The organism is Variovorax sp. EL159 (assembly GCF_900100965.1).
In the GTDB taxonomy this organism is placed as follows: domain Bacteria; phylum Pseudomonadota; class Gammaproteobacteria; order Burkholderiales; family Burkholderiaceae_C; genus Variovorax.
Map to the genome: position 1 here is coordinate 380075 of NZ_FMUJ01000004.1, position 22962 is coordinate 403036.

Sequence of the window (22962 nt, forward strand, 5' to 3'; positions counted from 1 at the left end):
GCTGCGGGAACATCCTCGCCGTGAGTGGTTCGCGCTAGGTAGATCAGGTATCGACGCAGCCCGGGCAGAATTCCTTGAATGGGTTTCTTCGCAATGCATGCCGGCGCTGATGACGCTGCCAGGCAAGACTTCTCTTTCTTGATTTGCAGCGCACTGATCGCGCTTCCCTTTCTTTTTCCAATTGCCTCCGGTCCGTCTGTCAATGTCTGGCAGCAGTTGATTTCGTGGCTGTGTGTTGCGTTGCTGTGCCTCTTGATGGGGCCAAAGTGCCTCAAAGCCCGGCTCGCCTTGATAGGCTGGCTTGGGGCAAGTGCTGCGCTGATCATGGCCCTCCAAAGTCCTTCGCTCGGACTCGGCCCGTGGTTGTCGGGTGTTGCAGTCGTGTCAGGCATCTGCGTGGCAGTCTCCGCCGGTGCCGGCCTCGTACATGGCCATGGCAGAGTGCGCAACGTCCTGGCCAATGGTCTGTTGCTTGCAGGAGCAGTCAGTGCTGCTCTGGGCCTGCTCCAGTACTACGAGCTTGCCGGAATGCTCTGGCCCTGGACAACCGAGCCCGGTGTCGGGCAGGCATTCGGCAATCTGCGTCAGCGGAATCAGTTTGCAAGCCTGATGGGCATGTCGCTTGTTGCTGCACTGTGGCTGCATGCGGGCCGCTGGAACGAGTCGCTGAAGCGTCGGCTGCTGTGGCGTGGCGCGATCCTGCTATTGCTCACAGGGGCTGCTGCATCGACATCGCGCACCGGACTGCTTGAGATCATCACCATCGCCTCTGTGGCGGCCTTCCTGGCACGGCAAGAGCGCCAGCTGCGCGCGGCACTGAACACAACGGCGGTGATTCGCCTGCCTGCTCCTTGGGTCTTGTTGTCCTGGATTCCCTTGTACTTCGCCATCGCATGGCTGCTGCCGCAGCTAACGGGCAGCAGCGTCGACGGCATGATGAGGCGCCTGAGCGAAGGCGCCCCGGCAGGGCACAGCCGGCTGATTCTCTGGCACAACGTCCTCACCTTGATCGCCGAGCGCCCCTGGGCCGGTTGGGGCTGGGGCGAACTGAGCTTCGCGCACTACACGCACAGCGCGCTCTACCTGGGACCGCGTTTCGTCGAGATTCTCGACAACGCGCACAACTTGCCACTGCACTTGGCGGTTGAACTCGGCATCCCCGCTGCCGTGGTGATCTGTGGTGGTTTTCTGTGGCTGTTGATCGCAGCAAGACCCTGGCGTGAGAGGGAGCCATTGCGAATCATGGCGTGGGGACTGCTTGGTGTGATCGTGTTGCACAGCTTGCTCGAATACCCATTGTGGTACGGGCCGTTTCAGTTGGTCTTCGGCCTCTGTCTTGGGGTCTTGTGGCCAGCCAAGGACTTGCCAAGCGCTGTAACGAGGCACAGATGGGCCAGTGCGGTCCCGGTGATTGCGTCAGTCACCTTGATTGCCATCGTCGGTTACGCAAGCTGGGACTACCTTCGCATCAGCCAGATCTACCTGCCTCGCGATGAGCGTCTGCCTGCGTACAAGGACAACACCCTGGAAAAAGTGCAAGGCTCATGGCTGTTCGCCAACCAGGTGCGCTTCGCAGAACTCACCCTTACGCCCGTCACGCAAACCAATGCAACAGACGTTCATACCCTGGCCAAGCGCGTCCTGCATTTCTCCCCCGAACCGCGAGTGATCGTCAAGCTGATCGAAAGCGCGGAACTGCTAGGGCTTCATGAAGAAGCCCGTACCGAGGCGGAGCGATTCAGCATCGCGTTTCCGCTCGAATACGGGCTGTGGATAGAAGGCCGACCACTCGATTCGTCCGCGGAGCCCTGAGCGCAGAGCTCCGGGTTCCCCACAGTCGATTTATTGGGTCACAAGCTCACGCCACGAAACACGGCGTGTGCCAGGACCGCCAGCACCCGGAGGCAGTTCGATGTTCTCCAGCTTCCCTGTAGACAGCTTCACACTGCCTGTCAGCAAGCTGCCCTTGCGGGCATACACCGACGGCGCCGCCCCCATCCCGTTGCCGCCCGCAAGAAGGACGCCGACCACTTGCGCCTTCGTTGCGGGGAAGAGCGACAAGCCTGTCTTGTAGTCCACATAGTTCAGGTATCCGGATCCGCCGACACCACATGCATTCTTGCTGTTCGGAATGTTCGACACGAACACCAGCACGCCCAGTTGCAGCGTGGAGTCCGTATTGATCCGTTCGCCGGAGTTCGGCAGATCGATGAACCAGCCGTTCATGTTGCTCAGGTTGGTGGCATAGCTCATCGAACTCGCAACGGTGCGCACGCCGTCCTTGTCCGTGAATGTCTGCCGCATGAAGCACTTGTTCTTGAGCGTGGCGGAGCAGGCGGTCGAGCGAGGGCTTCCATACAGGCTGGTGGTGGCACTCTTCCCGGTGAGCGGATCCTTGATGGCATAGATCGTCTGCACCTGCGTGCTGCCCGCGCTCTTGGCATCGATATCGGCAACGCCCAGGTAGCTCCCGGTGCCGACATAGATGATGTGGCTGCCGCTGGCGTAGCCGAGCTCGATCCAGCTGGTGATCGGCTGCGCGTTATTGCTCCCATCCTGCAACGTCGCGAGCAGCTGGACGGTCGGCGTGCCGCTGCCGTCCGCCTTCAGCGTGGTGAGGTCGAAGCGCCAGACGTTGCCGTAGAGGTCGCCGCTGTACACCTGAGTCACGGTGTTGTTGAGGTTGATGTTGTCCATCCACGCGCTGATGCGCGACAACCCGCTGGGGCACGGCGCCACAGTGCATCCCGATCCCGCCACCGCGGCCGTGGCGCTGCCGACACCGGTGTCGATCTTCTTGATGATCGCACCGGTCTTTGCATTCAGAACCCACAGGTGGCCGCCACCGTCGCCAGGCGAAATGTTGTTGTAGCCCGAGGTCACGATCACGGCCCAAGTGCCATCGTTCAGCTTCGTGATGATCGGGATACCGTAGGTGTATCCGAGGTCGTTGTCGTTGGCAGACGTGAACTCCCACAGCACCTTGGGCGTGTCTGGCGTGGTCACATCCAATGCGTAGTAACCGCGGCCGCCTGCGGCCAGCCCCCCGACGAGCATGGTGTGCCAGGCGCCGTCGAAATAGGCCTCGCCCTGCTGCGGAGAGCCATTGACGAAGTAGGTGTGGTTGATGCTGTAGCTCTTGTCCGCCAGCTTGTAGAGCTTGGGCAGCAGAACGGATGGAATGTAGGCCCAGCTTTCAGCACCGGTGTCGGCATTGAATGCATGCAGCATGCCGTCGTTGGCTCCAACGTAGAGCATGCCTTGCCGTGTTTCGTTGGTCTTCTTGAACGCGGCGTAGCCGGTGTCCGTGTAGTTGAAATTCGACTTCTTCACGTAGGCCGATTGCGAACCGACGATGTCGCCGAGCACGTGGGTGCGGCTGAAGTAGTACTTGCCCCCGCCGTTGCCTTCGTTGCTGCGATCTCCCCGCAGGAAGTTCACGAGATTGACGCCGCCCATGCCCTTGTCCGGGCCCGCTGCGGTGCTGTCGATCTGCTGAGCGACGGGCACGCATCCGGTTCCCGCTGCGCATTTTTGCGAAAGCGATCCGATGGCGGACATCTTGAAGTAGTTCTTCATCGTGTCGGTCAGCGAATCCCAGGCAAAGTTGATCAGGGTCGTTCCGTTGTTGGTGTAGATCTTGCGCGTGCTGTAGTCCATCTTGTCCAGCAGCGGCGTCGGTGGTGTCGGCGATGAGCTGTTCGCCGTGCCCGACTGCGACCATGCGGGCACCGTGCCCGGTACGCCGGTGATCGGATCGATGCTGTAACGCGCGATTTCTCCGAACCACTGAACCGATGTGAAGCCGGCGTCGAACAGGAAATTGTCCGAGCTCGTCACGTTCGCCGTACTGGGCGAAACCGCTGCGCCCGCGCTGTTCTGGGCATCGACGTTGTTGAGGAAGTTGGTGATGCCGTCCTTCACTGCGACCGGATCACCCGCGCTGTAATAAGTGCCACGGCCGTTGACCGCGGCGTGCCACAGGTCGTCCACGGTGGTTTGCGAGTTGCTGACGGGCGTTGGCCAGTTGCACGCGCCGCCACTCTGCCAGCGGCACTTGGTGTCGGAGGCGGTCGTTCCCTTGAGGACGTCGTAGTAGTCGCCGCTGGTTGCCGTCTGATAGTCGGGCTGGTACTGCATGTAGCCCGACACCCCCAGGCCGATGGTGTAGGTGTACATGCGCTGCTGGCCGGCCAGGGTGTCGTTCGAACCCACATCCACGCCGCTGCTGTTCTTGTCGGTGCCAAGAATGCTCGATCGAATGTCGGTGGTGTAGTAGTACTGCGCCACGTCGGCCAGCGTATTCGAAGTCTTGCTGCCGTCGTAGTAGGGCCGCTGCACGCCGCTGCTGCTGTCCTGGTCACCGATGGTGGTCGTGCCGTCGACCTGTGTGATCGTGTTGTACTTGTTGCCCTTGTTGTCCGTGTTCGTCGTGTCTTCGTTCCAGTAGCCATCGGTCGACAACAGGGTGTAGTTGCGTTGGCAGGCGTACTGCATCGGGTCCGTGACATTGACCTTGGTCGTATTGCCACTGGATGCATTGATCCAGAGCTGCTGGCTTCCTGTCAGCTTGCCCGCGTACATCCGGCCCGCATTCGAGAGAGCCACGCGCAGACCCGTCCCGTTACTGGGCTTGGCAGCGGTCAGCTTCTGGTACCACAGGTCCTTTTGCCCGCCCACTCCCGTAGTGATGTCCGCGACGTTGAGAAAGTCGGAGTTCGTGTTGTTGTTGAGGCTCATGTAGCCCAGTCGATAGCGGCTGGTAAGCCCCGAGAAACCCAAGCCGGCGGCGGTCTTGGTCATCTGCATGCGGGTGCGGTAATAAGCCCACCAGTTCGCGAAGTTGGTCATTTCCTCCGTGTACGTGCACTTCGTGGTGTCGACGCAGTCTGTGCGCGTCCCGGTCTGGGGGTAATTGGGCGTATTGACGCTGATCGTCGTCAATACGTTCTGGCCGGGCACATTCGCTGCTGTCACGCCGCCACTGAAAGCGGCCGCACTGATCGAGATCGCGCCGGTTCTGTTCACCACCGGAGTGTCCGTGAAGTTGCCCATCGAGCTGGGAGCGACGATCGTGACGGTGCTGCTGGATCTGGAGGCGCTGAAGCCCGAAGCCGTGCAGTTGCCAGTGCTTCCAGTCGTGCATTGGTTGATGGCATCCACGATCGCCTGGGCCAGCGTGGTCCGGCTGCTGATGGTTCCGGTTCCGGCCGCCATGATTTGCACCGACCCGACGGTGATTCCGCTGACGGAGCTGTTGCCTGAGCCGGTGAGGCTCAGCTTGGCCGTCGCGCTGCTGGCATCGACCAACTTCTGCCCCGGATAGCGCGCGTACACATACGCTTGACCTCCGGTGGGTGCCGTATCGATGCGGGTCGCTTGGCAATCGGTCAGAGCAGTGTCGCTGCACCAGCGCAGCGTGGCAGCCACGGGATTCGATGGCGACGGGGCCGACTGTGGCGCACAGTTTCGCAGGCTCTGGTCCGTACAGTACTCACCCGACACGAACTTGTAATAAAGGGCATTTCCAACAAGGTTCTGCGTCGGCCCGGAGTTGGACGTGGTGAACAGATTGGCCTGATTGCCCGAGAAGCCCGTGTTTGCCGACTGCACACCATAGCCGTCGTACGGCACGGCCGTCCATTTGTCGGACGTCATCGATGGATACGTGCCTCCGTCGTACTTGACGGGCGGCGCGTAGGTGGTGTTCGGGTTGTAGTAGATCTTGTTGTAGACGCTGTTGCGAACAAGCCCGGCGTTGTTTCGGTAATTCGTGTCCTGCCCCGCCGTGTCCGGCAGATAGTCCCAGGTCATGCTGCCCGAGTCGTCGAGCACGAAGAAAAGATTGGGGTTGACCAGCGTCGGGCTCGATGTCTCGAGCGGCGCGCTCGCAAGGTCGGTCTGCGCTGCCGTTGCCGTGTACATCGCTGCGAGCAGCGGCACGATGCAGAACGTCGCTTGCAGAAAATGAAGAGTGCTGCGTTTCATGGATATGTTTTCCTGTTGCGGCGACTAGATCGCCACCATGACCTGGACCATGCTCTGGGTACTGCGCGGTCCGTCCACCATGACGGTGATGCGGTAGTAGGTCTGCTTCGGTGCGTCGACGTTGCTGCCCGTGCCGCCTCGGCCGCCGCCGCCTGTGCACGAGGTGCCGCCCGGACAACTGCCGGCAGTGGCGCGGGGTGATGTCGCGCATACGTTCGAACTGGTGTTCGCTTCACCAGTCGTCGCGCACATGCGGTGAATGATGTAGCTCACCGTGTTGCCCGTTGTCGCGTCCTGTGCCAATGCCTTGGCATTGGCCGCGAGCTTGTCCTTCCAGAAGGCGGCCCAGCTCTGGTTGGCGGTGGGATCTACCCTGAACGATATGTAGCCTTGTGCGGTCTGGTCGCACGTGACGGTGCTTCCCGAACTGCAGCTTCCTGTGCCATTGACGTTGTCTTCGAGCCATTTCACAGCCGTTTCGACGCCAACATCCGCCGAATGCGTGGCCGCTTGCTGGAACGCCAGGTTGCCCGCGATGGTGTTGGATGTCCCGACGGAGCGTGTCAGGGCCACCGCCGCCAGAGTCAGTGCAACCAGCACGATCAGCGCGAGGATCAACACCACGCCGCGCTGCGATCGACGGCCATGCATACCCTGTGTGCGCAAGTCGCGCCACATCGTTCGAGAATTGTTGTGGCTCAGCATCCGCCGGTCCCTCCTTGTGCAGTGCTCTGCGATCCCTGCCAGACCAGATTGCGGATGGGTACCGTGGTTTGCAGTGTCTTGTAGCGATAGTTTTTCCAGGTCGAGTCGCTACTCAGGTCGATGGGGGCGGACGCGCTACCGGCCCAGGTCGGCGCGGTACTCGTGGAGGGTGTTTCGCCTGCGGCTGCGTTGTACTTGGTGTACTGCCCGCTGCGTGCGACGAGTGCAATGCGCAACGCCAGAGTGCGTGCCCAGGCGCATTGAACATCCAGCCCGCTCTTGTCGGCAGCGCTGCCCGGCGTGATCTGGTCGTAGGTGTCCACGATGCCCGACAGCTTGTTTCCCGAGACCCCGGAGGTGTCGCGTCCGTACTGAGCGCGCAAGCCGACGATGTTGGAGGCAATGGAGACCCAGACTTTCGGATCTGGTGTTGCCGCGTATGTCGCATCCCCGCAGTTGTAGGCGGTGTAGTCGCACACGGTGAGGTTGCCACCGCGTACGGCGTACGCCCGCACGACTGGCTGTTGCCCCATGCTGTAGACCATGCTGCCCAGGGCCAAGCCGCTGGGATTGCCTGGCGTCACTGCGATGGCCGTGTCGGACTTGGCTGTCACCTTGTCGAGCGCCAGATCGCAAGGAGAGGGCCGCGACGCAGGCTGCGCGATCACGTAGTCTCCAATCGTGAAAGACGTTGGCGTCGTGATCGGATAGCTCCCGGTGGACGGCGTCATTGCAATCAGGTCACCCTCCGAAGGGCTGTCGCTGTTGCCGAAGATCACCAGCAAGGTGTCGGTGCCCGAGTCACCTGCGGGCACGAGGGTCGTGGCCGGATTGATCGTCACGGGCGCCAGCGCGCTGAGCTTGACGGCCTTCCCGTCGGCAGCCTTGAAGCTCAGGCTGCAACCCAGCAGGCTGAAGGCGTTGATGCCGTAGCCGGCTTCGCGCGCATCGCGCTCCAGGCCGTAAAGGGCAATGGTGCCGTTGATCTGGGCATCGTCGCCGCCCGTGGTGCTGCGCTTGTTGCCCTCGAATGCGCCGAAGACCTGCATGATGACAATGACGGACAGCATGCCGATCAGCAGGCCGACCAGTATCTCGATCAAGCTGAAGCCGGACGATGCCCGACGATCGGAAGAGTGAATCAGGTGGGACATTGCGGGTGCTACTTCTGCGGCTGATCGAGTCGCGCCATCAGCGTGTATTTGCGCGGGTCGTCGCCCGGCGCTTTCCAGTTGATGGTGATGCTGACCAGATTGGTCCCAAGGGACGCCGTGGCACCCTTGTCCTGGCTGGTAATCGTGACTGTGGGGGGGGCGACAACGTCGCTGCCAGGCAAGGCATTTGCCCAGGCAGCCTGCCAAGCCTTGTAGCCGTCGCCTGTGCTGGCGAACTGGGCCTGCAGGATTGCATCCGTTCGATCACTGACCCACATTCGACTCACCAGGTCATTCGCTTGCAGCACAGCGGTCGATCGGTATTCCGCTGCTGCGGCTTGCTTGACCGAGGTGGCTTGCAGGCCGATGAGGCCGAGAACGCCGACCGAGAAGATCAGCAGGGCAACAAGTGCCTCCAGCAGCACGATGCCGCGCTGGTTGCTTGGTGCTTGTCTCGCTCGTGAGCGGGCGGAGCACGCGCGTCGGCGGGAGAGGTTTGAGTGCATGGTCATCTTCAAGGGCAAGCCATCGGGTCTGGAGTGGCGCGTGCCCGGTCGCACATGCGGATTTGCCCGCCCGCCGCCACCACCACGCGCAGGCAGCGCAAGGTGCCTCCGGGATCGCCCGTGCAAGCCCCGCCGCTGGAGTTGATATCAATCGTCGAGCTCACGATGTCGGTGTCTGGCGATGTCGTCTTGACGATCCGGCCCAGGCCATTGAAGCCGAAGGCGGTCTGCGAAGCGTTGATCGTCGTCTTGCTCTTGGCGGTAACTGGTTGGCCCTTCTGAAGAATCGAGGAGCCGGTCTCGCTGATGTCGTCGCCGCAGTGGTTGGCGGACGATCCTGCAGAGTCAAGGCTTACCACCCAACTCGTGCCAGCCGTGCTGAGGGCGCATGCGCCGTCCAGCGTCGTCGTCACCTGGAGTCGCACGATGGTGTTGCGTCGCACGGCTTCGGCGCGCGCGAATTGCAGGCCGTTCTGCAAGGACTCGGCGGTACTGCGGATTTGCGAGTTGTTGATCCACTCCGCAAAGCTGGGTGCGCCGATGGCAACGGCGATCCCGATGATCGCGATGCCTACAAGAAGCTCGATCAGGGAGACTCCGCGCTGGCCCACTGCCAACGTTGGCCGAAGGTGTGGAAGGGCGGGCATTCAGCATCCGCCCTTGTTGGTCGTCCAGCAATTGGTGCCAGCGGTCCATCCAGTCTTGACCGCGACGGTCTTCTTGACGCCGCTTTGGTCGATGCTGTACGTGAACGCGGCCATGGTGTTTTTCCCCTTGGCCGTAAAGACGTAAGCCGTGTCCGACGTCGCCTTGCAGGAAAAGTCGAAGCTGTTGCTCGTGACAGTGCTGCCATCCACCGCACAGTTGGTCGTTGTCGGTTTGTAGTAGCTGCGGTTGTCCTGGAATGCTTGCTCCATCTTCACCGCGAGCGCCGACAGATTCGAAGTCGCATCAGGAATCCGGCCGCGAAGCACATAGTCGCCGTATAGCGGTATCGCAATCGCCGACAGAACCCCGACGATCACGACGACGATCATGATCTCGATCAGGGTGAAGCCTCGCGCGCAGCGACGGGCAAATGAGGGGCGACGGGGAGGCAGATGATTCACAGCGGACTTTCCTGAGGTGCTTACCTTCGTAAATGAAGGAGAGCAATCTGGTGACAGTGGTCACAGATTGTGACTAACTGTATATCCGCGACAAAACCCGCTCATCAGGGGCTCGACACCGTTCGTCCCCTGGTTTACGTCTCGGCCTGGACCGTCAATTGACTGCCGACAGACCTTCTGTTTTCCTTCTTCTTACGTCGGTCGGCGTCACTCCGCCACCCAGCTCCCCGACTTCCCCCCATGCTTCTCCAACACATGCACATCGGTGATCCGCATCCCCCGGTCCACCGCCTTGCACATGTCGTAGATCGTCAGCAGCGCCACCTGCACCGCCGTCAGGGCCTCCATCTCCACCCCGGTCGGCCCGACGGTCTCGACCGTCGCGGTGCATGCCACCTGCGGGGCTTCCCCGCCCTCGGCCAGGGCAAATGCCACCGCCACCCGCGTCAGGGCCAGCGGGTGGCAGAGCGGAATCAAGTCGCTGGTCTTCTTCGCTGCCTGGATTCCCGCGATCCGCGCGATGCCCAGCACATCGCCCTTCTTCGCCGTGCCGGACTCGATCAGCGCCAGCGTCGCCGCCTGCATCTCGATGCGGCCGGTGGCCACGGCCACGCGGTGGGTGGCGGGCTTGGCGGCGACGTCGACCATGTGGGCCTGCCCCTGGGCGTCAAAATGGGTGAGAGACTTCATGTGTGAACGTTCGGTTTGGAGATGCATCATAAGAGCCCGAGCCACTGACGAGGAATGCCGCGCTTGACTCCCGATCCCCACAAAAAAAGCCAGCTTACGCCCGTCCTGCGGACGTTGTGCGCTACTTTTTTAATAGCTTCCCAGGTCCTGCTGCCAACGCCCGCGTTGGCCCAGATGCAGATGCTGCCCGGCATGGGCGACGGGGGCGAGATGACGGCCAGTGCCGAGCGGCATCTCGGCGATCAGATCGCCCGCGAGCTGTACCGCGACACCGACTATGTCGATGACCCGGTGATCGCCGCCTATGTCCAGGATATCTGGCAACGCCTGCTGGCCGCGGCGCGGGCGCGCGGCGAGCTCACGCCCGAGCTCGACGAGCGCTTCGCCTGGACGATTCTTCTCGGGCGCGACCGCAACATCAACGCCTTCGCTTTGCCGGGGGGCTATCTGGGCCTCAACCTGGGCCTCGTGGCGGTCGTGGGCAGCCGTGACGAGCTGGCAACGGTGCTGGGGCACGAGCTGTCGCACGTCACGCAGCGCCACATCGCGCGCATCATGGACAAGCAGGGCAAGCAGTTTCCGCTGATGCTGGCGGGCCTGATCCTCGGGATGATCGCGGCCAGCAAGAGCCGCAACGGCGATGCCGGCCAGGCCATGATCATGGGCAGCCAGGCGTTGTTTGCGCAGAACCAGCTGAACTTCTCGCGCGACATGGAGCGCGAGGCCGATCGCATCGGCTTCGGCGTGATGACGCAGGCGGGCTTTGCGCCGCAAGGCGCGGCGGCCATGTTCGAGAAGCTGCAGTACGCCTCGCGCCTGAACGACAACGGCTCCTACCCCTATCTGCGCAGCCATCCGCTGACCACGGAGCGCATCTCTGACATGCAGGGCCGGTTCCAGTTCCGCATGGATGCGGCGCCGCCGGTTCCGCCGGTGATGGACCACGCCATGATCGCTTCGCGCGCCCGCGTGATGACACAGCCGGGCGTGGATGTGTTGCGGCTCTGGATCGACTCCGCGTCGACCGGCGAATTCGCGAAGAGCACGCCGGTGCAGCAGGCTGGCACGCTCTACGCGGCCGCGCTCTCGGCCAAGGAAATGCGCGACTACAAGACGGCGCGCGCGATGGCCGAGCGGCTGGTGACGCTCACCGCTGACGACGCGCCGGCGGCGAAGCAGGCGCGCTGGCTGCGCGCGGAAATCGAACTCGCCGCGGGTGCGGCGCCCAAGGCGGCCGCGCTGCTCGATGCCAAGTCAAAGGAGCGGCCCGAGATGCTGCTCTCGGCCGAAGCCGCGACGGCAATGCACCAGCCCGCGCCGATGATTCCCGTCCTGCGCGACTGGGTGGCCGCGAACCCGTGCGACGCGACGGCGTGGCGCACGCTGGCCAATCTCTATGGTGCGCAGAACGACACGGTGCGCGCGGTGCGTGCCGACGCCGAAGCCAACGTGGCGATCCTCGATTACCCGGCCGCCCGCGACCGCTTCAAGGCGGCGCAGGAACTGATGCGGCAGTCCGGAAAGTCGGTCGATCACTACGAAGCGTCGATCATCGACACCCGCGCGCGGGCGGTGGATGCGCTGGTGAAGCAGCAGGCCGAAGAGCCGCCACTGAAGTGAACGAATGATCGAATGACGGAGGCGGCGCAGTTCAGCGCCGCGACAGAAGTCCGCCCAGCGCCGATTCGATGAGCAGCCCCAGCAGCGAATAGAGCAGCGAGCCGATCAGCGCGGCCAGAAAGCCGTTGACGTGGAAGCCGCCAAGCAGCCCCGAGGCAGCCCAGAACAGCAGCGCATTGATCACGAACAGGAACAGCCCGAGCGTGACGATGGTGACTGGCAGCGTCAGCACCACCAGGATGGGCCGCACGATCATGTTGAGCAGGCCGATCACCGCCGCCGCAATCAGCGCGGAGCCGAAGCTGTTGACCTGGACACCGCTGTAGAGATAAGCGACCGCCAGCAGCGCCACGGCGCTGAGCAGCCATTTGATGATGATGCGCATGCGGCGCAGGATACTCCAGAGCCTTTAAAACGACGAGCCCCGGTGCGTTGCCGCACCGGGGCTCGTCGTGAAGGCCTGTGGGCCTGTCCGTCTTGCCGTCTTATTCGGCCAGCTCGTTCGCCAGCACCAGCAGCGCGCCCATGCCCATCACGGCGCCGGGAAAGGCCCAGCCGGTCTGGTTCGCGGGCTTCTGGTCGGGCGTCACCGGTTCGAGGTCGACGCCGATCTTCGGGCGGCGCGCATCGACCACGTGAACGGCCGCATGCTCGCGCTTGAGTTGCAGCGTCAGCTCGGCCAGCGGGCCCTTGGCCAGCACCGGCGTCACCTGGCCGCCGTTGCGCTCCAGCAGCGGCAGCATCTGCGCCTGCACCTTGCTGAACCACTTGGCCCGCCAGTTCTCGCGTGCGCTGTGGCTCACCCACTTGCTGATCCGATGCGTCATGCGCGGCGCGCAGGCCACGAGCACCCAATGGCGGGCCACGACGTTGTTGGCGTCCGGCGCGAGTTCGGCGAACTGCTCACAGGCGTAGGTGACGTCGTCGACATAAAGAATGATCTTTTCCATGGGTGCTCCTTCAGGTAGTTAGAGTGACAGAGACAGGGGTACAGGAAACGTCGGGTGAGCGCTGTGGCGGCGCTCAGCTTTGCGTCGCGGTTGCTGCCGGCTTGTTGCGGGCCGCGACCCACTTGCCGATCACCAGCACGAGCAGTGCACCGCCGATGCCGGCTGCGTACTTGACCAGGTCGGTCTGCGGCGCCTTCGGCACCCAGGTCCAGGCGGCGGGGTTCGCCAGCGCCGGGTCCGACACGGCCATCGTGCCTGCGATCCAGCCCAGCAGCATGCCGCCCAGCGTGATGATCATCGGGAACTTGTCCATCAGCTTGATGACGAGTTGGCTGCCCCAGACGATGATCGGGATGCTCACGAGCAGGCCGAAGATCACGAGCGGCATCTGGTGCTCGGCGCCTGCGCCTTGTGCGGCACCGGCGATGGCGATGACGTTGTCCACGCTCATCACGAGGTCGGCAATGATCACGGTCTTGACCGCGCCCCAGAGCTTGTCGCTGCCGGTGATGTTGCCGTGCGCGTCGTCATGTTCGGGGGCCAGCAGCTTGATGCCGATCCACACCAGAAGGATGGCGCCAACGAGCTTCAGGAACGGAATGGCCAGCAGCGTGAGCGCGAAGAAGATCAGGATCACGCGCAGGATGATGGCGCCCGCGGTGCCCCAAAGAATGCCCTTGGTGCGTTGTGCGGGCGGCAGCTTGCGGCAGGCCAGCGCGATCACGACGGCGTTGTCGCCACCGAGCAGGATGTCGATCATGATGATCTGACCGACAGCGACCCAGAACTCCGGGGTCATGAACAGTTCCATAGATTCCTCTTTGTCTTCGCGCCCCGCCTGTCTCTCCTGGGTGGGACGACGACGGGCAGGCGCATACCGATGCGTTTCGATTCATCCCGCACGGGGCTGGTCGAAAGCGTGGAAATGAAGAAACCGGGGGAAACCGGGGACTCGAGAACGCTTCGACCAAACCTGCACAGGTTCAAATCGAAGGTCTTGCTCGACAGCGCGCGCACCAGTGCACGTACGTTGTCCGACAGGCCGGAAGTGTTTTGCTTCGTATTGACGACCTGACGATTCACGCTGCCATGGACAGCGCTCGGGAGCTACTCCCCTTCGTGGGCGGAATTAGAGCATCGAAGGCCTTCGCGTGGCAACCGAAAGTTTTCATGAATTCAAAGGGAAATGCCTCGAATCCCGCATGAACAGGGCGCATGGCGCTCTGTTATTTATAGCAATCAAGGCCCTTTGAGATCACGGGACATTGGCGGACTATGATCGCCGCTCGCTGCTTTTTCCACTCTTCATGGCCGCCATACACATCACCGACATCGAGGCCGCCATCAACCACTGGCGCGAGAAGACTCCCTCGCCCGACGGGGTCACGCTGGGACCCGAATTGCGCGCGCTGGCCGAGGTCTACGCGCTCATGATTTTTCACCACGAGGACGAGGTCGACGAGGTCGGCTTCCCTCCCAAGGCCTGGGCTGCCTGGATGGCCTGGTACGAGAGCACGCCCGACACGCCGTGCATCGCGATCTGCTCCACCAGCCAGGGCGACGACGAATGCAAGGGCTGCGGCCGCAGCTTCGACGAAGTGCAGTTCTGGCCGGCCATGACGCCGGTCGAAAAGCGCGCCACCTGGCGCCGCATCACCATGGAAGACTCGGCCTGGCGCTTCAATCGCTACGCCGAGCGTGCCCGCGAAGCCGAGGCGCCACCGCAGTGGCCCGACGATCCCGCCGAGCCGCTCGGCCCCGACGACACACCCTGAACGGCAGGCACGACCCCATGCGCCGCCTGGCCCAAGCCCCCAACCTCGCGATCGCGACACTGTGGGTCCACGCCCTGCGCGAAGAAGGCATCGAGGCCACCGTGCAGCGCGAGTTCCTCGGCGCGGTCATGGGCCAACTGCCGCCCGATCAGTGCCTGCCTGAAATCTGGATCGACGACGACACCCAGTTCGAGCTGGCCCAGCGCGTGCTGCATGCCGCGCAACACCGGCCGCAGCGCAGCTGGCAATGCGTGTGCGGCGAGCAGGTCGAGGGCGGCTTCGAGCAGTGCTGGCAGTGCGGCGAGATGATGCCGGCGATCTAGAAAGAGAAAGCCTCCCCTTCGTGGAACACCGCGGAACCGGCTTCGCCGGGCCTCAGGTGTTGCCTCCGGCAGGGGGAAGGAGAAGCGACACGAATTGCGCGGAGCCTGGGGGCGAGCCCTACTTCCAGCGCAGCAGCTCGATGTCGATGCTGTTCGTGCCGTCGCCCAGCGTCAGCGTGTTTTCCTGGATCGTCGCCTGCAGCTGCATGCTGCGCTGCGCGAGCGCGGCCAGGGCCTGGGAGGCGTCGGTCGGCACGCGGTAGACCTTCAGGTTCTGCGGCCGCGTGAGCTTGTTCTCGATGCCGCGCCACCAGATCTCGGCAGCGTGATTGAAGCAATAGACGATCACTTCGTCGGCCTTGCCGCAGGCCTTGATGATCGGCTTGTCTTCGGGCTGGCCGACCTCGATCCAGATCTTGACCTCGCCCGTGAAGTCGCGCAGCCACACGTCGGGCTCGTCGACGTTCGACAGGCCCGCGCCAAAGGCCAGCGTGCCGTCGCCGTTGCACAGGTCCTGCAGCTGGTGCGCGTTCAGCGCGAGCGCCACCAGCCGGATCATCATCCGCTCGTCGGTTTCGCTCGGGTGGCGCGCCAGGGTCAGCGCATGGTCGGCGTAGTAGCCGTGGTCGATGTCGGCCACCGCGAGAGTGGCCTTGAAGATGGTGGATTTGAGAGCCATCAGACGCGCGTGGCCAGCTCGGCAGCCTTGCCGACGTAGCTGGCTGGCGTCATTGCCAGAAGGCGGGTTTTTTCCTCTTCCGGGATGTCGAGCGATCGGATCAGTCCGTGCAGCGCCTCGGCCGTGACGGTCTTGCCGCGCGTCACTTCCTTGAGCTGCTCGTAGGCGCCCTGCACGCCGAAGCGGCGCATGACGGTCTGGATCGGTTCGGCCAACACTTCCCACGAGGCGTCGAGGTCTTCGGCCAGCGCTTCTTCGTTGAGTTCGAGCTTGCCCAGGCCGGTGGCCAGGCTCGCGTAGGCCAGCGTGGCGTAACCGAAGGCCACGCCGATGTTGCGCAGCACGGTGCTGTCGGTCAGGTCGCGCTGCCAGCGGCTGATCGGCAGCTTCTCGCTCAGGTGGCGCAGCAACGCGTTGGCCAGGCCCAGGTTGCCTTCGGCGTTCTCGAAGTCGATCGGGTTGACCTTGTGCGGCATCGTCGAGGAGCCGATCTCGCCCTTCTTCAGGCGCTGCTTGAAGTAACCCAGGCTCACGTAGCCCCAGATGTCGCGCGAGAAGTCGATCAGGATGGTGTCGGCGCGCGCCACGGCGTCGAACAGCTCGGCCATGTAGTCGTGCGGCTCGATCTGGATGCTGTACGGCTGGAAGCTCAGGCCCAGGCCCAGCGGCGCGGGTGTCTCGATGACCTTGCGGCTGAAGGCTTCCCAGTCGAACTCGGGCCAGGCGGCCAGGTGGGCGTTGTAGTTGCCGACGGCGCCGTTCATCTTGCCCAGCAGTTGCACGGAGGCAATCTGCGCGCGGGCCTTCGACAGGCGCACCGCCACGTTGGCGATTTCCTTGCCGACGGTGGTCGGACTGGCCGTCTGGCCGTGGGTGCGCGACAGCATCGACACGTTGGCGAACTGGTGCGCCATTTCGCGCAGCTTGGCGATCAGGCCGTCGATGGCCGGCAGCAGCACCTTTTCGCGGGCGGCCTGGATCTGCAAGGCGTGGCTGGTGTTGTTGATGTCTTCGCTGGTGCAGGCAAAGTGCACGAACTCGGCGGCGGCCAGCAGCTCGGGCCGGGCTTCGAACTTGGACTTGATCCAGTATTCGACGGCCTTCACGTCGTGGTTGGTGGTCTTCTCGATCTCCTTGATGGCCAGTGCGTCGGCCTCGGAGAAGTGGGACACCAGGCCCAGCAGGTACTTGCGGGCACCGCCGGTCAGGGGCTTGAATTCGGCGAAGCCGCAGTCCGACAGCGCAATGAACCACGCCACTTCGACCTGCACGCGCCGGTGCATGTAGCCCTGTTCGCTCATCAGCGGTCGCAGGGCCGCGAGTTTGGTCGCGTAGCGACCGTCGAGGGGGGAGAGGGCGGAAACGGTGGAAAAGCTCATGCCCGAATTTTAGGCGGCCGCCGGTCCGTGGGGCCGCCCCGACACATTGGGGTCGATCCGGGCCTCTGGTTTTCCCGTTCACCTAAAATGATTATGAACAAATGTTGTCAAAGCAAAGGGAGAGAGCCTTCATGAAACTGATCGGATCGGCCGCCAGCCCTTATGTGCGCAAGGTGCGCGTGGTGCTGGCCGAAAAGCGGCTCGATTACCAGTTCGTGATCGAAGACGTCTGGTCTGCCGACACCACCATCGCCAGTTCCAACCCGCTGGGGAAGGTGCCCTGCCTGATCATGGAAGGCGGCGAGGCGATGTTCGACTCCCGCGTGATCGTGGAATACCTGGACACCCTGTCGCCGGTCGGCAAGCTCATTCCGCAGCAAAGCCGCGAGCGCGCCGAGGTCAAGACCTGGGAAGCGCTGGCCGATGGCGTGATGGACGCCGGCGTGCTCTGGCGCCTCGAAGCCACCTGGCCCGGTCGTGGCGACGGCGAGCGCAGCGCCGCCTGGATCGAACGCCAGCGCACCAAGGTCGAGGACGGCGTGGCCGCCATGTCCAAGGGCCTGGGCGACAAGCCCTTCTGCAGCGGCATCCACCTGAGCCTGTCGGACATCGCCGTGGGCTGCACGCTGGGTTGGCTCGACCTGCGCTTTCCCGACATCGACTGGCGCGGCGAGCATGCGAACCTCGCAAAGCTCTACGACAAGCTGACGCTGCGGCCCAGCTTCATCGACACCAAGCCCTGATGAAAAGGCGCCGCGAGGCGCCTTTTCTTTTTTCAGCGCTTGCGCAGCGTGTACTGCACCACGTCGATGTTGGCCTGCGAGAACGCGGCCTCGCAGTAGGCCAGGTAAAACTCCCAGATGCGCATGAAGCGCTCGTCGAAGCCGAGCTGCAGGATCTGGCCGCGCTGCGACAAAAAGCTCTCGCGCCAGCGGCGCAGCGTCTCGGCATAGTCGGCACCGAAGGCGAATTCGTCCACCACCTCCAGCCCCGCGGCCTCGGCCTCGCGGCGGAACTCGCGCGGGCACGGCAGGCAGCCGCCCGGAAAGATGTACTGCTGGATGAAATCGGTCGAGTCGATGTAGCGGTCGAACAGCTCGTCGTCGATCACGATGCTCTGCACGCAGGCGCGGCCGCCCGGCTTGAGCAGCCGGCTCACGCTGGCGAAGTAGGTCGGCCAGTATTCGCGGCCCACGGCTTCCACCATCTCGATGGAGCAGACGGCGTCGAACGGGGCGTCGTCGATGTCGCGGTAGTCCTGCAGGCGCAGGTCGGTCTTCAGGCCCGCCGTGCGTTGGCGGGCAAATGCCAGCTGTTCGGTCGAGAGCGTCACGCCGGTCACCGAGGCACCGAAGTCGGCGGCCGCCATCTCGGCCAGCGCGCCCCAGCCGCAGCCGATTTCGAGCACGCGGTCGCCGGGCTTCACGGCCGTCAGTTCGAGCGCGCGGCGCACCTTGGCGCGCTGCGCCTCGGGCATCGGCTTGTCGAGCCTGCCCTCGAACCAGGCCGACGAGTAGTTCATCGTCTCGTCGAGCCAGAGCGCGTAGAACGCATTGCCCAGGTCGTAGTGCGCATGGATGTTGCGCGAGCTGCCGGCCTTGCTGTTGCGGTTCATCAGGTGCCGCACGCGGTAGAGCACGCGGCCGAACCAGTTGCCGTAGACCACGTCCTCGATGGCGCGGCGGTTGGCGATGAACACCTTGATCAATTCGGTGAGGTTGGGCGTGGTCCAGTCGCCCGCGATGTAGCTTTCGGCAAAGCCGATGTCGCCCGACTTGAGCGCGGCCTTGCAGGCGTTCCAGTTGCGCAGCGTCAGCGAGGCCGTCGGGCCGCTGCCCGGCGTGGCGCCGAAGTGCCGCACCGAATCGTCGGGCAGGCGCACGGTGAGCGAGCCATACGCCAGCCGCTGCAGCAGGCCGAGCACGGTGCGCGCGGCAGCCGGCGCGTCTTGCGGCAGCGAGAAGCGGGACGCGGTGGTGGTGGACGTCATGGAAGTACCTTCGTGCTGCGTACGGCGGCGTGAACTTGCTGCGGGTTGCCGCGTGAAACGAAGTGCGTGGGCGGCGCGGGCTTGGCAACGAAAGGCACGCGCTTGAGCCACAGCTTCGCGGCCTGCCAGTGGATGCGGGCGATCAGCCCGAAGGTCATCGCGGGGTAGCGCCACAGCGCGCACCGCACGCTGGCCGCGGTCATGGGTACGAGATCGCCGTTCACGCTGGTCTGCAGCAGCGGGCCGTCGATGTCGTCGTGGTCGATGCGCACCATGGTGCGCATGAGGTCGGCATCGACGAAGAAGCGGAAGCGGTAGGCGCCGCTGACCCGGCAGAACGGCGAGACATGAAAGGCCTTGGTGGCCTTGAGTTCCACGCCGTACACGGGCCGGTCGAGCAGGTAGCAGTGGCGTTCGCCGAAGGTGTTGTTGACCTCGACCACGATCGCCCGCAGTGCGCCTTCGGGCGTGTGGCAGTACCAGAAGCTCACCGGCTTGAAGGTGTAGCCGAACACGCGCGGGTAGCAATGCAGCCAGGCCTCGCCATCGGCGTCGTGGATCTGGTGGGCGGCCAGCAGGGCGTCGAGCCAGGCCAGCGCGCCGCCCTGTGCGGGCGTGCGGCCGTCGCCGTGGTCGATGTCGAAGAACGACAGCGCGGCGCGGCGGTTGAGTGCGAGCGTGCCGCCGCCGTGCGCGCGCAGGGTGCGCATCGGCAGCATCAGGAAGTAGGTCGGGTAGACGAAGGCGTTGCGTGCCGGGCGCAGGCGTGTGTGGCGGACTTCTCCGAAGCCCATCAGCGGCACGGCCTGCGCGGGTGTCATGGCGTGTGCCTCGTGGCGCCGTCGCCGGGAGTGGTCGACAGGCGGGCCCGCAGGCCCTCGGCCGCGGCCAGCCCGGCCTTCAGGCCGTCTTCGTGGAAGCCGTAGCCCATCCACGCGCCTGCGAACCAGGTGTTGCGCTGGCCTTGCAAGGCGGGCACCTCGGCCTGCGCGCGGATCGCGGCAAGGTCGAGCACCGGGTGGTCGTAGTCGTATTCGGCCATGACCTGACTACGCTGGATCTCGCGGACCGGATTCAACGAAACGACGACCGGTTGTTCCCAGGGCAGCGGCTGCAGCTTGTTTAGCAGGTAGTGCAGGCACACGCGGCCCGATTCGCGGTCGCTGGTCGCCGCGCGTTCGTAGTTCCAGGCGGCCCAGGCCGAACGGCGTTGCGGCAGCACGCCAGCGTCGGTGTGGAGCACGGCGTGGTTGGCCTGGTAGCGGATCGCGCCCAGTACCGCGGCCTCGGCCGGGCTGGCGTCGCCGAGCATGGCGAGCGACTGGTCGGAATGGGTGGCGAGCACCACGTGGTCGAAATGCTCGGTGCCGGCATCGGTGGCTACCTGCACGCCGTTGTCGCCGCGGGTAATGCGGCGCACGGGTGTGTTCAGGCGCTTGTCGGCCAGGGTGGCGACGAGCTTCTCGACATAGTGGCGCGAGCCGCCGCGCACCGTGCGCCACTGCGGCCGGTTGGCGATCTGGATCAGGCCGTGGTTGTGGCAGAAGCGGATCATGGTCGCGACCGGGAACGCCAGCATCTGCGTGGTCGAGCAGCTCCAGATGCAGCCCATCATCGGCAGGAAGTACCAGTCGCGGAATGCCGTGCCGAAGCGATGGGCGTCGAGGAACTCGCCGAGCGGCTGGGCCAGTTCACCTTCTGTTCCGGCCTGCGCGATGCGCGTGGTCAGGCGGTTGAAGCGCAACAGGTCGCGCAGCATGCCGAGGAACCGGCCGTCGAGCAGGTTGCGCCGCTGGGCGAACACGGTGCCCAGGTTGTTGCCGCTCCACTCCAGCGGCGCGCCGTCGTCGCGCGTGGCCTGGACCGAAAACGACATTTCCGACAGCGCGGTGTCGACGCCCAATTCCGAGAAGAGGCGGATCAGGTGGGGGTAGGTGCGGTCGTTGTAGACCAGGAAGCCGGTGTCGACGCCATGCCCGATGCGGGTGCCGTCGATGGCGGAGCGTGGAAGCTCGATCGTTGCCGTGTGCGCGTGGCCACCGAAGTAGTCACTGGCTTCGAAGAGGGTAAGAGGGCCGATGTCGCGCAGCGAATGCGCGGCGGCCAGTCCCGAGATGCCAGCGCCGATGACGGCGATGCGAGGGGGCTGCGTCATTGCGCGGCCCTCGCCCGGCGGGAATATAAAAATGCTGCGAGGCGCCCCGACGCGAAGGAGGGAGGGAGGGAGGAGGAGAAGAATCGCCTCGGGATTTCGACCGGACGGCAGGCGCCCGGAAGACCTCGCAACATGAAACTTGCTGGGCAATCACTGCCCACGCAAGTTAGGAGCGCGACCTCCGCGGCACGGTTCCCGTTGGATTGGTAAACGTTTGTTTCGCCGAGTTCACATGGGTCTGCACGCATCGGTAAATAATATTACCGATCCGTATTTTTGTGAACTGCTCAGTTTTTAATTGGGCCCGAGTTGTTTCTCGATGACGTTCACGAAGCCGTTTTCATCGGGCGCCGTCATGCTCGACCACGCCTGCACGACCTTGCCGTCGCGGCCGATCAGGTACTTGTAGAAGTTCCATTTCGGCGTGGTTCCGGACGCCTGCGCGAGCTGCTTGAACAGCGGGTTGGCCTCCGTGCCGCGCACCGACGACTTGGCGAACATCGGGAATTTCACGCCGAAGGTGCTCTCGCAGAAGTCGGCGATTTCCTTGTTGGAGCCCGATTCCTGGGCAAAGTCGTTGGACGGGAAGCCCAGCACCACGAGGCCGCGCGCGCGGTATTTCATGTCCAATGCCTCCAGCCCCTTGTACTGCGGGGTGAAGCCGCAAAAGCTGGCCGTATTGACCACCAGGACCACCTTGCCCGAGTACTGGCACAGAGTCTGGGGCTTTTCATCCTGCAGCCGCGGGAAGGTGTGTTGCAGGATGGCCGGGCACCCAGCGGCCTCGGCCGGGGCGGGTGCGGCAGGGTTGCTTTGGGCGCTTGCGGGAAGGGCGGTAAACAGGCTCGCCACGAGGGAAATAGCCGGGGTGCAGCGCAAGAGCGTCGACAATCGGGAGTGGGTTCGCATGGCGGACTCCTGGTTCAAAAGGGGGGTGTGCATCCGTGCCGCAAGGGCGCGCGTATTCGCATCATCGCGCGTCTGTCATGGTCGCGCCAAACGGGCCGACTAAAATCGGCGGCCATAGAAAGACATTGATGCTCTATCCGGAACTCTTCAGACAACTCGAATCCGTCCGCTGGGACATGGACAAAGACATTCCCTGGCAGTCGTTCGACGCTTCTTTGCTGACGGAAGAGCAGGCGCAAACCATCAAGATGAACGCCATCACAGAGTGGGCGGCGCTGCCGGCCACCGAAATGTTCTTGCGCGACAACCGCCACGATAGCGACTTTTCGGCTTTCATGTCGATCTGGTTCTTCGAGGAGCAAAAGCACTCGCTGGTGCTGATGGAGTACCTCAAGCGCTTCAGCCCCAAGCACGCGCCCACCGAGCAGGAGCTGCACGACGTGCGCTTCGACTTCGACCCGGCCCCTCCGCTCGAAACCCTGATGCTGCATTTCTGCGGCGAGATCCGCCTGAACCACTGGTACCGCCGCGCCGCCCAGTGGCACACCGAGCCGGTCATCAAGCACATCTACACCACGCTGAGCCAGGACGAAGCCCGCCACGGCGGCGCCTACCTGCGCTACATGAAGCGCGCCATGGAAAAGTTCGGCGACGAGGCCCGTGCCGCGTTCACCAAGGTCGGCGTCCTGATGGCCAGCGCGCGCCGCACCGCCCAGGCGCTGCACCCGACCAACCTGCACGTCAACAAGTCGCTGTTCCCGAACGACACCATCCAGAGCCGCATGCCCGACCCGGACTGGCTCGAGCACTGGCTCGACAAGCAGATCAAGTTCGATGCCGTCTGGGAAACCAAGGTCGGCGAGCGCATCCTGCACAACCTGAGCCTGCTCATGAACCGCAGCTTCAAGACCGTCCAGGAGCTGAACCGCTACCGCAAGGAAATCACCGCCTCCCTGGGGCCCAAGCCCGAGTACCAGGGCGCATAGGCAAAAAACTCGCCCCGCACGCCGGGGCGTTTTTTTGGGCGGTG

Annotated in this window: 22 protein-coding genes; 6 read left to right on the forward strand and 16 right to left on the reverse strand. The window is 63.9% G+C overall.

Features of this window, described 5'->3' with window-relative positions; genetic code table 11:
- Positions 1-78 precede the first annotated feature (78 nt).
- Positions 79-1812, forward strand: a complete 1734-nt coding sequence (locus BLQ28_RS18915; RefSeq protein ID WP_256327363.1) for a PglL family O-oligosaccharyltransferase — start codon at positions 79-81, stop codon at positions 1810-1812.
- A 30-nt stretch (positions 1813-1842) separates the two neighbouring features.
- Here the strand turns inward: BLQ28_RS18915 and BLQ28_RS18920 are convergent, their stop codons facing one another.
- The 7 genes from BLQ28_RS18920 to moaC all read right to left on the reverse strand — a co-directional run bounded on the left by BLQ28_RS18920 (position 1843) and on the right by moaC (position 10152).
- Complete coding sequence (locus BLQ28_RS18920; RefSeq protein WP_093242602.1) at positions 1843-5988, reverse strand: pilus assembly protein; 4146 nt, start codon at positions 5986-5988, stop codon at positions 1843-1845.
- Positions 5989-6012: 24 nt separating this feature from the next.
- Entirely contained in the window at positions 6013-6693 is a 681-nt protein-coding gene (locus tag BLQ28_RS18925; protein ID WP_093242604.1) for a pilus assembly PilX family protein, read from the reverse strand.
- Positions 6687-7847 (reverse strand): PilW family protein, encoded by a 1161-nt coding sequence (locus BLQ28_RS18930; RefSeq protein WP_093242606.1) that lies wholly within the window; start codon positions 7845-7847, stop codon positions 6687-6689. The genes BLQ28_RS18925 and BLQ28_RS18930 overlap by 7 nt, the downstream gene beginning before the upstream one ends.
- Positions 7848-7855: 8 nt before the next feature.
- Entirely contained in the window at positions 7856-8272 is a 417-nt protein-coding gene (locus tag BLQ28_RS18935) for a type IV pilus modification PilV family protein (protein WP_093242608.1), read from the reverse strand.
- 89 nt (positions 8273-8361) lie between these two features.
- On the reverse strand, positions 8362-8964 hold the full coding sequence (locus BLQ28_RS18940) for a GspH/FimT family pseudopilin (protein WP_256327394.1): 603 nt from the start codon (positions 8962-8964) through the stop codon (positions 8362-8364).
- 36 nt (positions 8965-9000) lie between these two features.
- Positions 9001-9462: a type IV pilin protein gene (locus tag BLQ28_RS18945; RefSeq protein ID WP_256327364.1), complete on the reverse strand. Its 462-nt coding sequence runs from the start codon at positions 9460-9462 to the stop codon at positions 9001-9003.
- Positions 9463-9669: 207 nt separating this feature from the next.
- Positions 9670-10152 carry a cyclic pyranopterin monophosphate synthase MoaC gene (gene moaC, locus BLQ28_RS18950; RefSeq protein ID WP_093242614.1) on the reverse strand — a complete coding sequence of 161 codons (483 nt, stop codon included), beginning with the start codon at positions 10150-10152 and terminating at the stop codon, positions 9670-9672.
- Positions 10153-10206: 54 nt separating this feature from the next.
- Here moaC and BLQ28_RS18955 point away from each other — a divergent pair, with 54 nt between their 5' ends.
- Positions 10207-11772 carry a M48 family metalloprotease gene (locus BLQ28_RS18955; protein WP_093242616.1) on the forward strand — a complete coding sequence of 522 codons (1566 nt, stop codon included), beginning with the start codon at positions 10207-10209 and terminating at the stop codon, positions 11770-11772.
- A 31-nt stretch (positions 11773-11803) separates the two neighbouring features.
- Here the strand turns inward: BLQ28_RS18955 and BLQ28_RS18960 are convergent, their stop codons facing one another.
- The 3 genes from BLQ28_RS18960 to BLQ28_RS18970 all read right to left on the reverse strand — a co-directional run bounded on the left by BLQ28_RS18960 (position 11804) and on the right by BLQ28_RS18970 (position 13533).
- Positions 11804-12157 (reverse strand): phage holin family protein, encoded by a 354-nt coding sequence (locus BLQ28_RS18960; protein ID WP_093242618.1) that lies wholly within the window; start codon positions 12155-12157, stop codon positions 11804-11806.
- Between the two features lie 100 nt (positions 12158-12257).
- On the reverse strand, positions 12258-12722 hold the full coding sequence (locus BLQ28_RS18965; RefSeq protein WP_093242620.1) for a hypothetical protein: 465 nt from the start codon (positions 12720-12722) through the stop codon (positions 12258-12260).
- 73 nt (positions 12723-12795) lie between these two features.
- On the reverse strand, positions 12796-13533 hold the full coding sequence (locus BLQ28_RS18970; RefSeq protein WP_093242622.1) for a TerC family protein: 738 nt from the start codon (positions 13531-13533) through the stop codon (positions 12796-12798).
- Positions 13534-14029: 496 nt separating this feature from the next.
- Between BLQ28_RS18970 and BLQ28_RS18975 the strand changes: the two genes are divergently transcribed.
- Both BLQ28_RS18975 and BLQ28_RS18980 read left to right on the forward strand, forming a co-directional pair.
- A complete protein-coding gene (locus BLQ28_RS18975; protein WP_093243432.1) occupies positions 14030-14497 on the forward strand; it encodes a DUF3717 domain-containing protein in 468 nt (155 codons plus the stop codon).
- Between the two features lie 17 nt (positions 14498-14514).
- On the forward strand, positions 14515-14820 hold the full coding sequence (locus tag BLQ28_RS18980; protein WP_093242624.1) for a putative signal transducing protein: 306 nt from the start codon (positions 14515-14517) through the stop codon (positions 14818-14820).
- Positions 14821-14938: 118 nt separating this feature from the next.
- Here BLQ28_RS18980 and BLQ28_RS18985 read toward each other — a convergent pair whose 3' ends face one another.
- Both BLQ28_RS18985 and purB read right to left on the reverse strand, forming a co-directional pair.
- Complete coding sequence (locus tag BLQ28_RS18985; protein ID WP_093242626.1) at positions 14939-15499, reverse strand: YaeQ family protein; 561 nt, start codon at positions 15497-15499, stop codon at positions 14939-14941.
- Positions 15499-16878, reverse strand: a complete 1380-nt coding sequence (purB, locus tag BLQ28_RS18990; protein ID WP_093242628.1) for an adenylosuccinate lyase — start codon at positions 16876-16878, stop codon at positions 15499-15501. Before purB ends, BLQ28_RS18985 begins: the two co-directional genes overlap by 1 nt.
- Before the next feature lie 131 nt (positions 16879-17009).
- On the opposite strand from purB, the gene BLQ28_RS18995 reads away from it, so the two are divergent.
- Positions 17010-17621 (forward strand): glutathione S-transferase N-terminal domain-containing protein, encoded by a 612-nt coding sequence (locus tag BLQ28_RS18995; protein ID WP_093242630.1) that lies wholly within the window; start codon positions 17010-17012, stop codon positions 17619-17621.
- Positions 17622-17653: 32 nt separating this feature from the next.
- Here BLQ28_RS18995 and BLQ28_RS19000 read toward each other — a convergent pair whose 3' ends face one another.
- The 4 genes from BLQ28_RS19000 to BLQ28_RS19015 form a co-directional block, all read right to left on the reverse strand.
- Positions 17654-18868: an SAM-dependent methyltransferase gene (locus tag BLQ28_RS19000; protein ID WP_093242632.1), complete on the reverse strand. Its 1215-nt coding sequence runs from the start codon at positions 18866-18868 to the stop codon at positions 17654-17656.
- Positions 18865-19689 carry a DUF1365 domain-containing protein gene (locus BLQ28_RS19005; RefSeq protein WP_093242634.1) on the reverse strand — a complete coding sequence of 275 codons (825 nt, stop codon included), beginning with the start codon at positions 19687-19689 and terminating at the stop codon, positions 18865-18867. The genes BLQ28_RS19000 and BLQ28_RS19005 overlap by 4 nt, the downstream gene beginning before the upstream one ends.
- Positions 19686-21023, reverse strand: a complete 1338-nt coding sequence (locus tag BLQ28_RS19010) for an NAD(P)/FAD-dependent oxidoreductase (RefSeq protein WP_093242636.1) — start codon at positions 21021-21023, stop codon at positions 19686-19688. Before BLQ28_RS19010 ends, BLQ28_RS19005 begins: the two co-directional genes overlap by 4 nt.
- Positions 21024-21317: 294 nt before the next feature.
- Positions 21318-21932 carry a glutathione peroxidase gene (locus tag BLQ28_RS19015; RefSeq protein WP_093242638.1) on the reverse strand — a complete coding sequence of 205 codons (615 nt, stop codon included), beginning with the start codon at positions 21930-21932 and terminating at the stop codon, positions 21318-21320.
- Between the two features lie 128 nt (positions 21933-22060).
- Between BLQ28_RS19015 and BLQ28_RS19020 the strand changes: the two genes are divergently transcribed.
- The gene (locus tag BLQ28_RS19020) at positions 22061-22918 is read left to right on the forward strand and encodes a ferritin family protein (RefSeq protein WP_093242639.1); all 858 of its coding nucleotides are present in this window, start codon (positions 22061-22063) and stop codon (positions 22916-22918) included.
- Positions 22919-22962: the final 44 nt, after the last annotated feature.

Bases quoted from the DNA above. Each gene is read 5' to 3' on its own strand.
- BLQ28_RS18970 (WP_093242622.1), bottom strand. From the start codon at position 13,533: ATGGAACTGTTCATGACCCCGGAGTTCTGGGTCGCTGTCGGTCAGATC.
- BLQ28_RS19020 (WP_093242639.1), top strand. From the start codon at position 22,061: ATGCTCTATCCGGAACTCTTCAGACAACTCGAATCCGTCCGCTGGGAC.
- BLQ28_RS18920 (WP_093242602.1), bottom strand. From the start codon at position 5,988: ATGAAACGCAGCACTCTTCATTTTCTGCAAGCGACGTTCTGCATCGTG.
- BLQ28_RS18960 (WP_093242618.1), bottom strand. From the start codon at position 12,157: ATGCGCATCATCATCAAATGGCTGCTCAGCGCCGTGGCGCTGCTGGCG.
- BLQ28_RS18965 (WP_093242620.1), bottom strand. From the start codon at position 12,722: ATGGAAAAGATCATTCTTTATGTCGACGACGTCACCTACGCCTGTGAG.
- BLQ28_RS18930 (WP_093242606.1), bottom strand. From the start codon at position 7,847: ATGTCCCACCTGATTCACTCTTCCGATCGTCGGGCATCGTCCGGCTTC.
- BLQ28_RS18975 (WP_093243432.1), top strand. From the start codon at position 14,030: ATGGCCGCCATACACATCACCGACATCGAGGCCGCCATCAACCACTGG.
- BLQ28_RS18955 (WP_093242616.1), top strand. From the start codon at position 10,207: ATGCCGCGCTTGACTCCCGATCCCCACAAAAAAAGCCAGCTTACGCCC.
- BLQ28_RS19015 (WP_093242638.1), bottom strand. From the start codon at position 21,932: ATGCGAACCCACTCCCGATTGTCGACGCTCTTGCGCTGCACCCCGGCT.
- BLQ28_RS18925 (WP_093242604.1), bottom strand. From the start codon at position 6,693: ATGCTGAGCCACAACAATTCTCGAACGATGTGGCGCGACTTGCGCACA.
- purB (WP_093242628.1), bottom strand. From the start codon at position 16,878: ATGAGCTTTTCCACCGTTTCCGCCCTCTCCCCCCTCGACGGTCGCTAC.
- BLQ28_RS18995 (WP_093242630.1), top strand. From the start codon at position 17,010: ATGAAACTGATCGGATCGGCCGCCAGCCCTTATGTGCGCAAGGTGCGC.
- BLQ28_RS18980 (WP_093242624.1), top strand. From the start codon at position 14,515: ATGCGCCGCCTGGCCCAAGCCCCCAACCTCGCGATCGCGACACTGTGG.
- BLQ28_RS18915 (WP_256327363.1), top strand. From the start codon at position 79: ATGGGTTTCTTCGCAATGCATGCCGGCGCTGATGACGCTGCCAGGCAA.
- BLQ28_RS18985 (WP_093242626.1), bottom strand. From the start codon at position 15,499: ATGGCTCTCAAATCCACCATCTTCAAGGCCACTCTCGCGGTGGCCGAC.
- BLQ28_RS19005 (WP_093242634.1), bottom strand. From the start codon at position 19,689: ATGACACCCGCGCAGGCCGTGCCGCTGATGGGCTTCGGAGAAGTCCGC.
- moaC (WP_093242614.1), bottom strand. From the start codon at position 10,152: ATGAAGTCTCTCACCCATTTTGACGCCCAGGGGCAGGCCCACATGGTC.
- BLQ28_RS19000 (WP_093242632.1), bottom strand. From the start codon at position 18,868: ATGACGTCCACCACCACCGCGTCCCGCTTCTCGCTGCCGCAAGACGCG.
- BLQ28_RS19010 (WP_093242636.1), bottom strand. From the start codon at position 21,023: ATGACGCAGCCCCCTCGCATCGCCGTCATCGGCGCTGGCATCTCGGGA.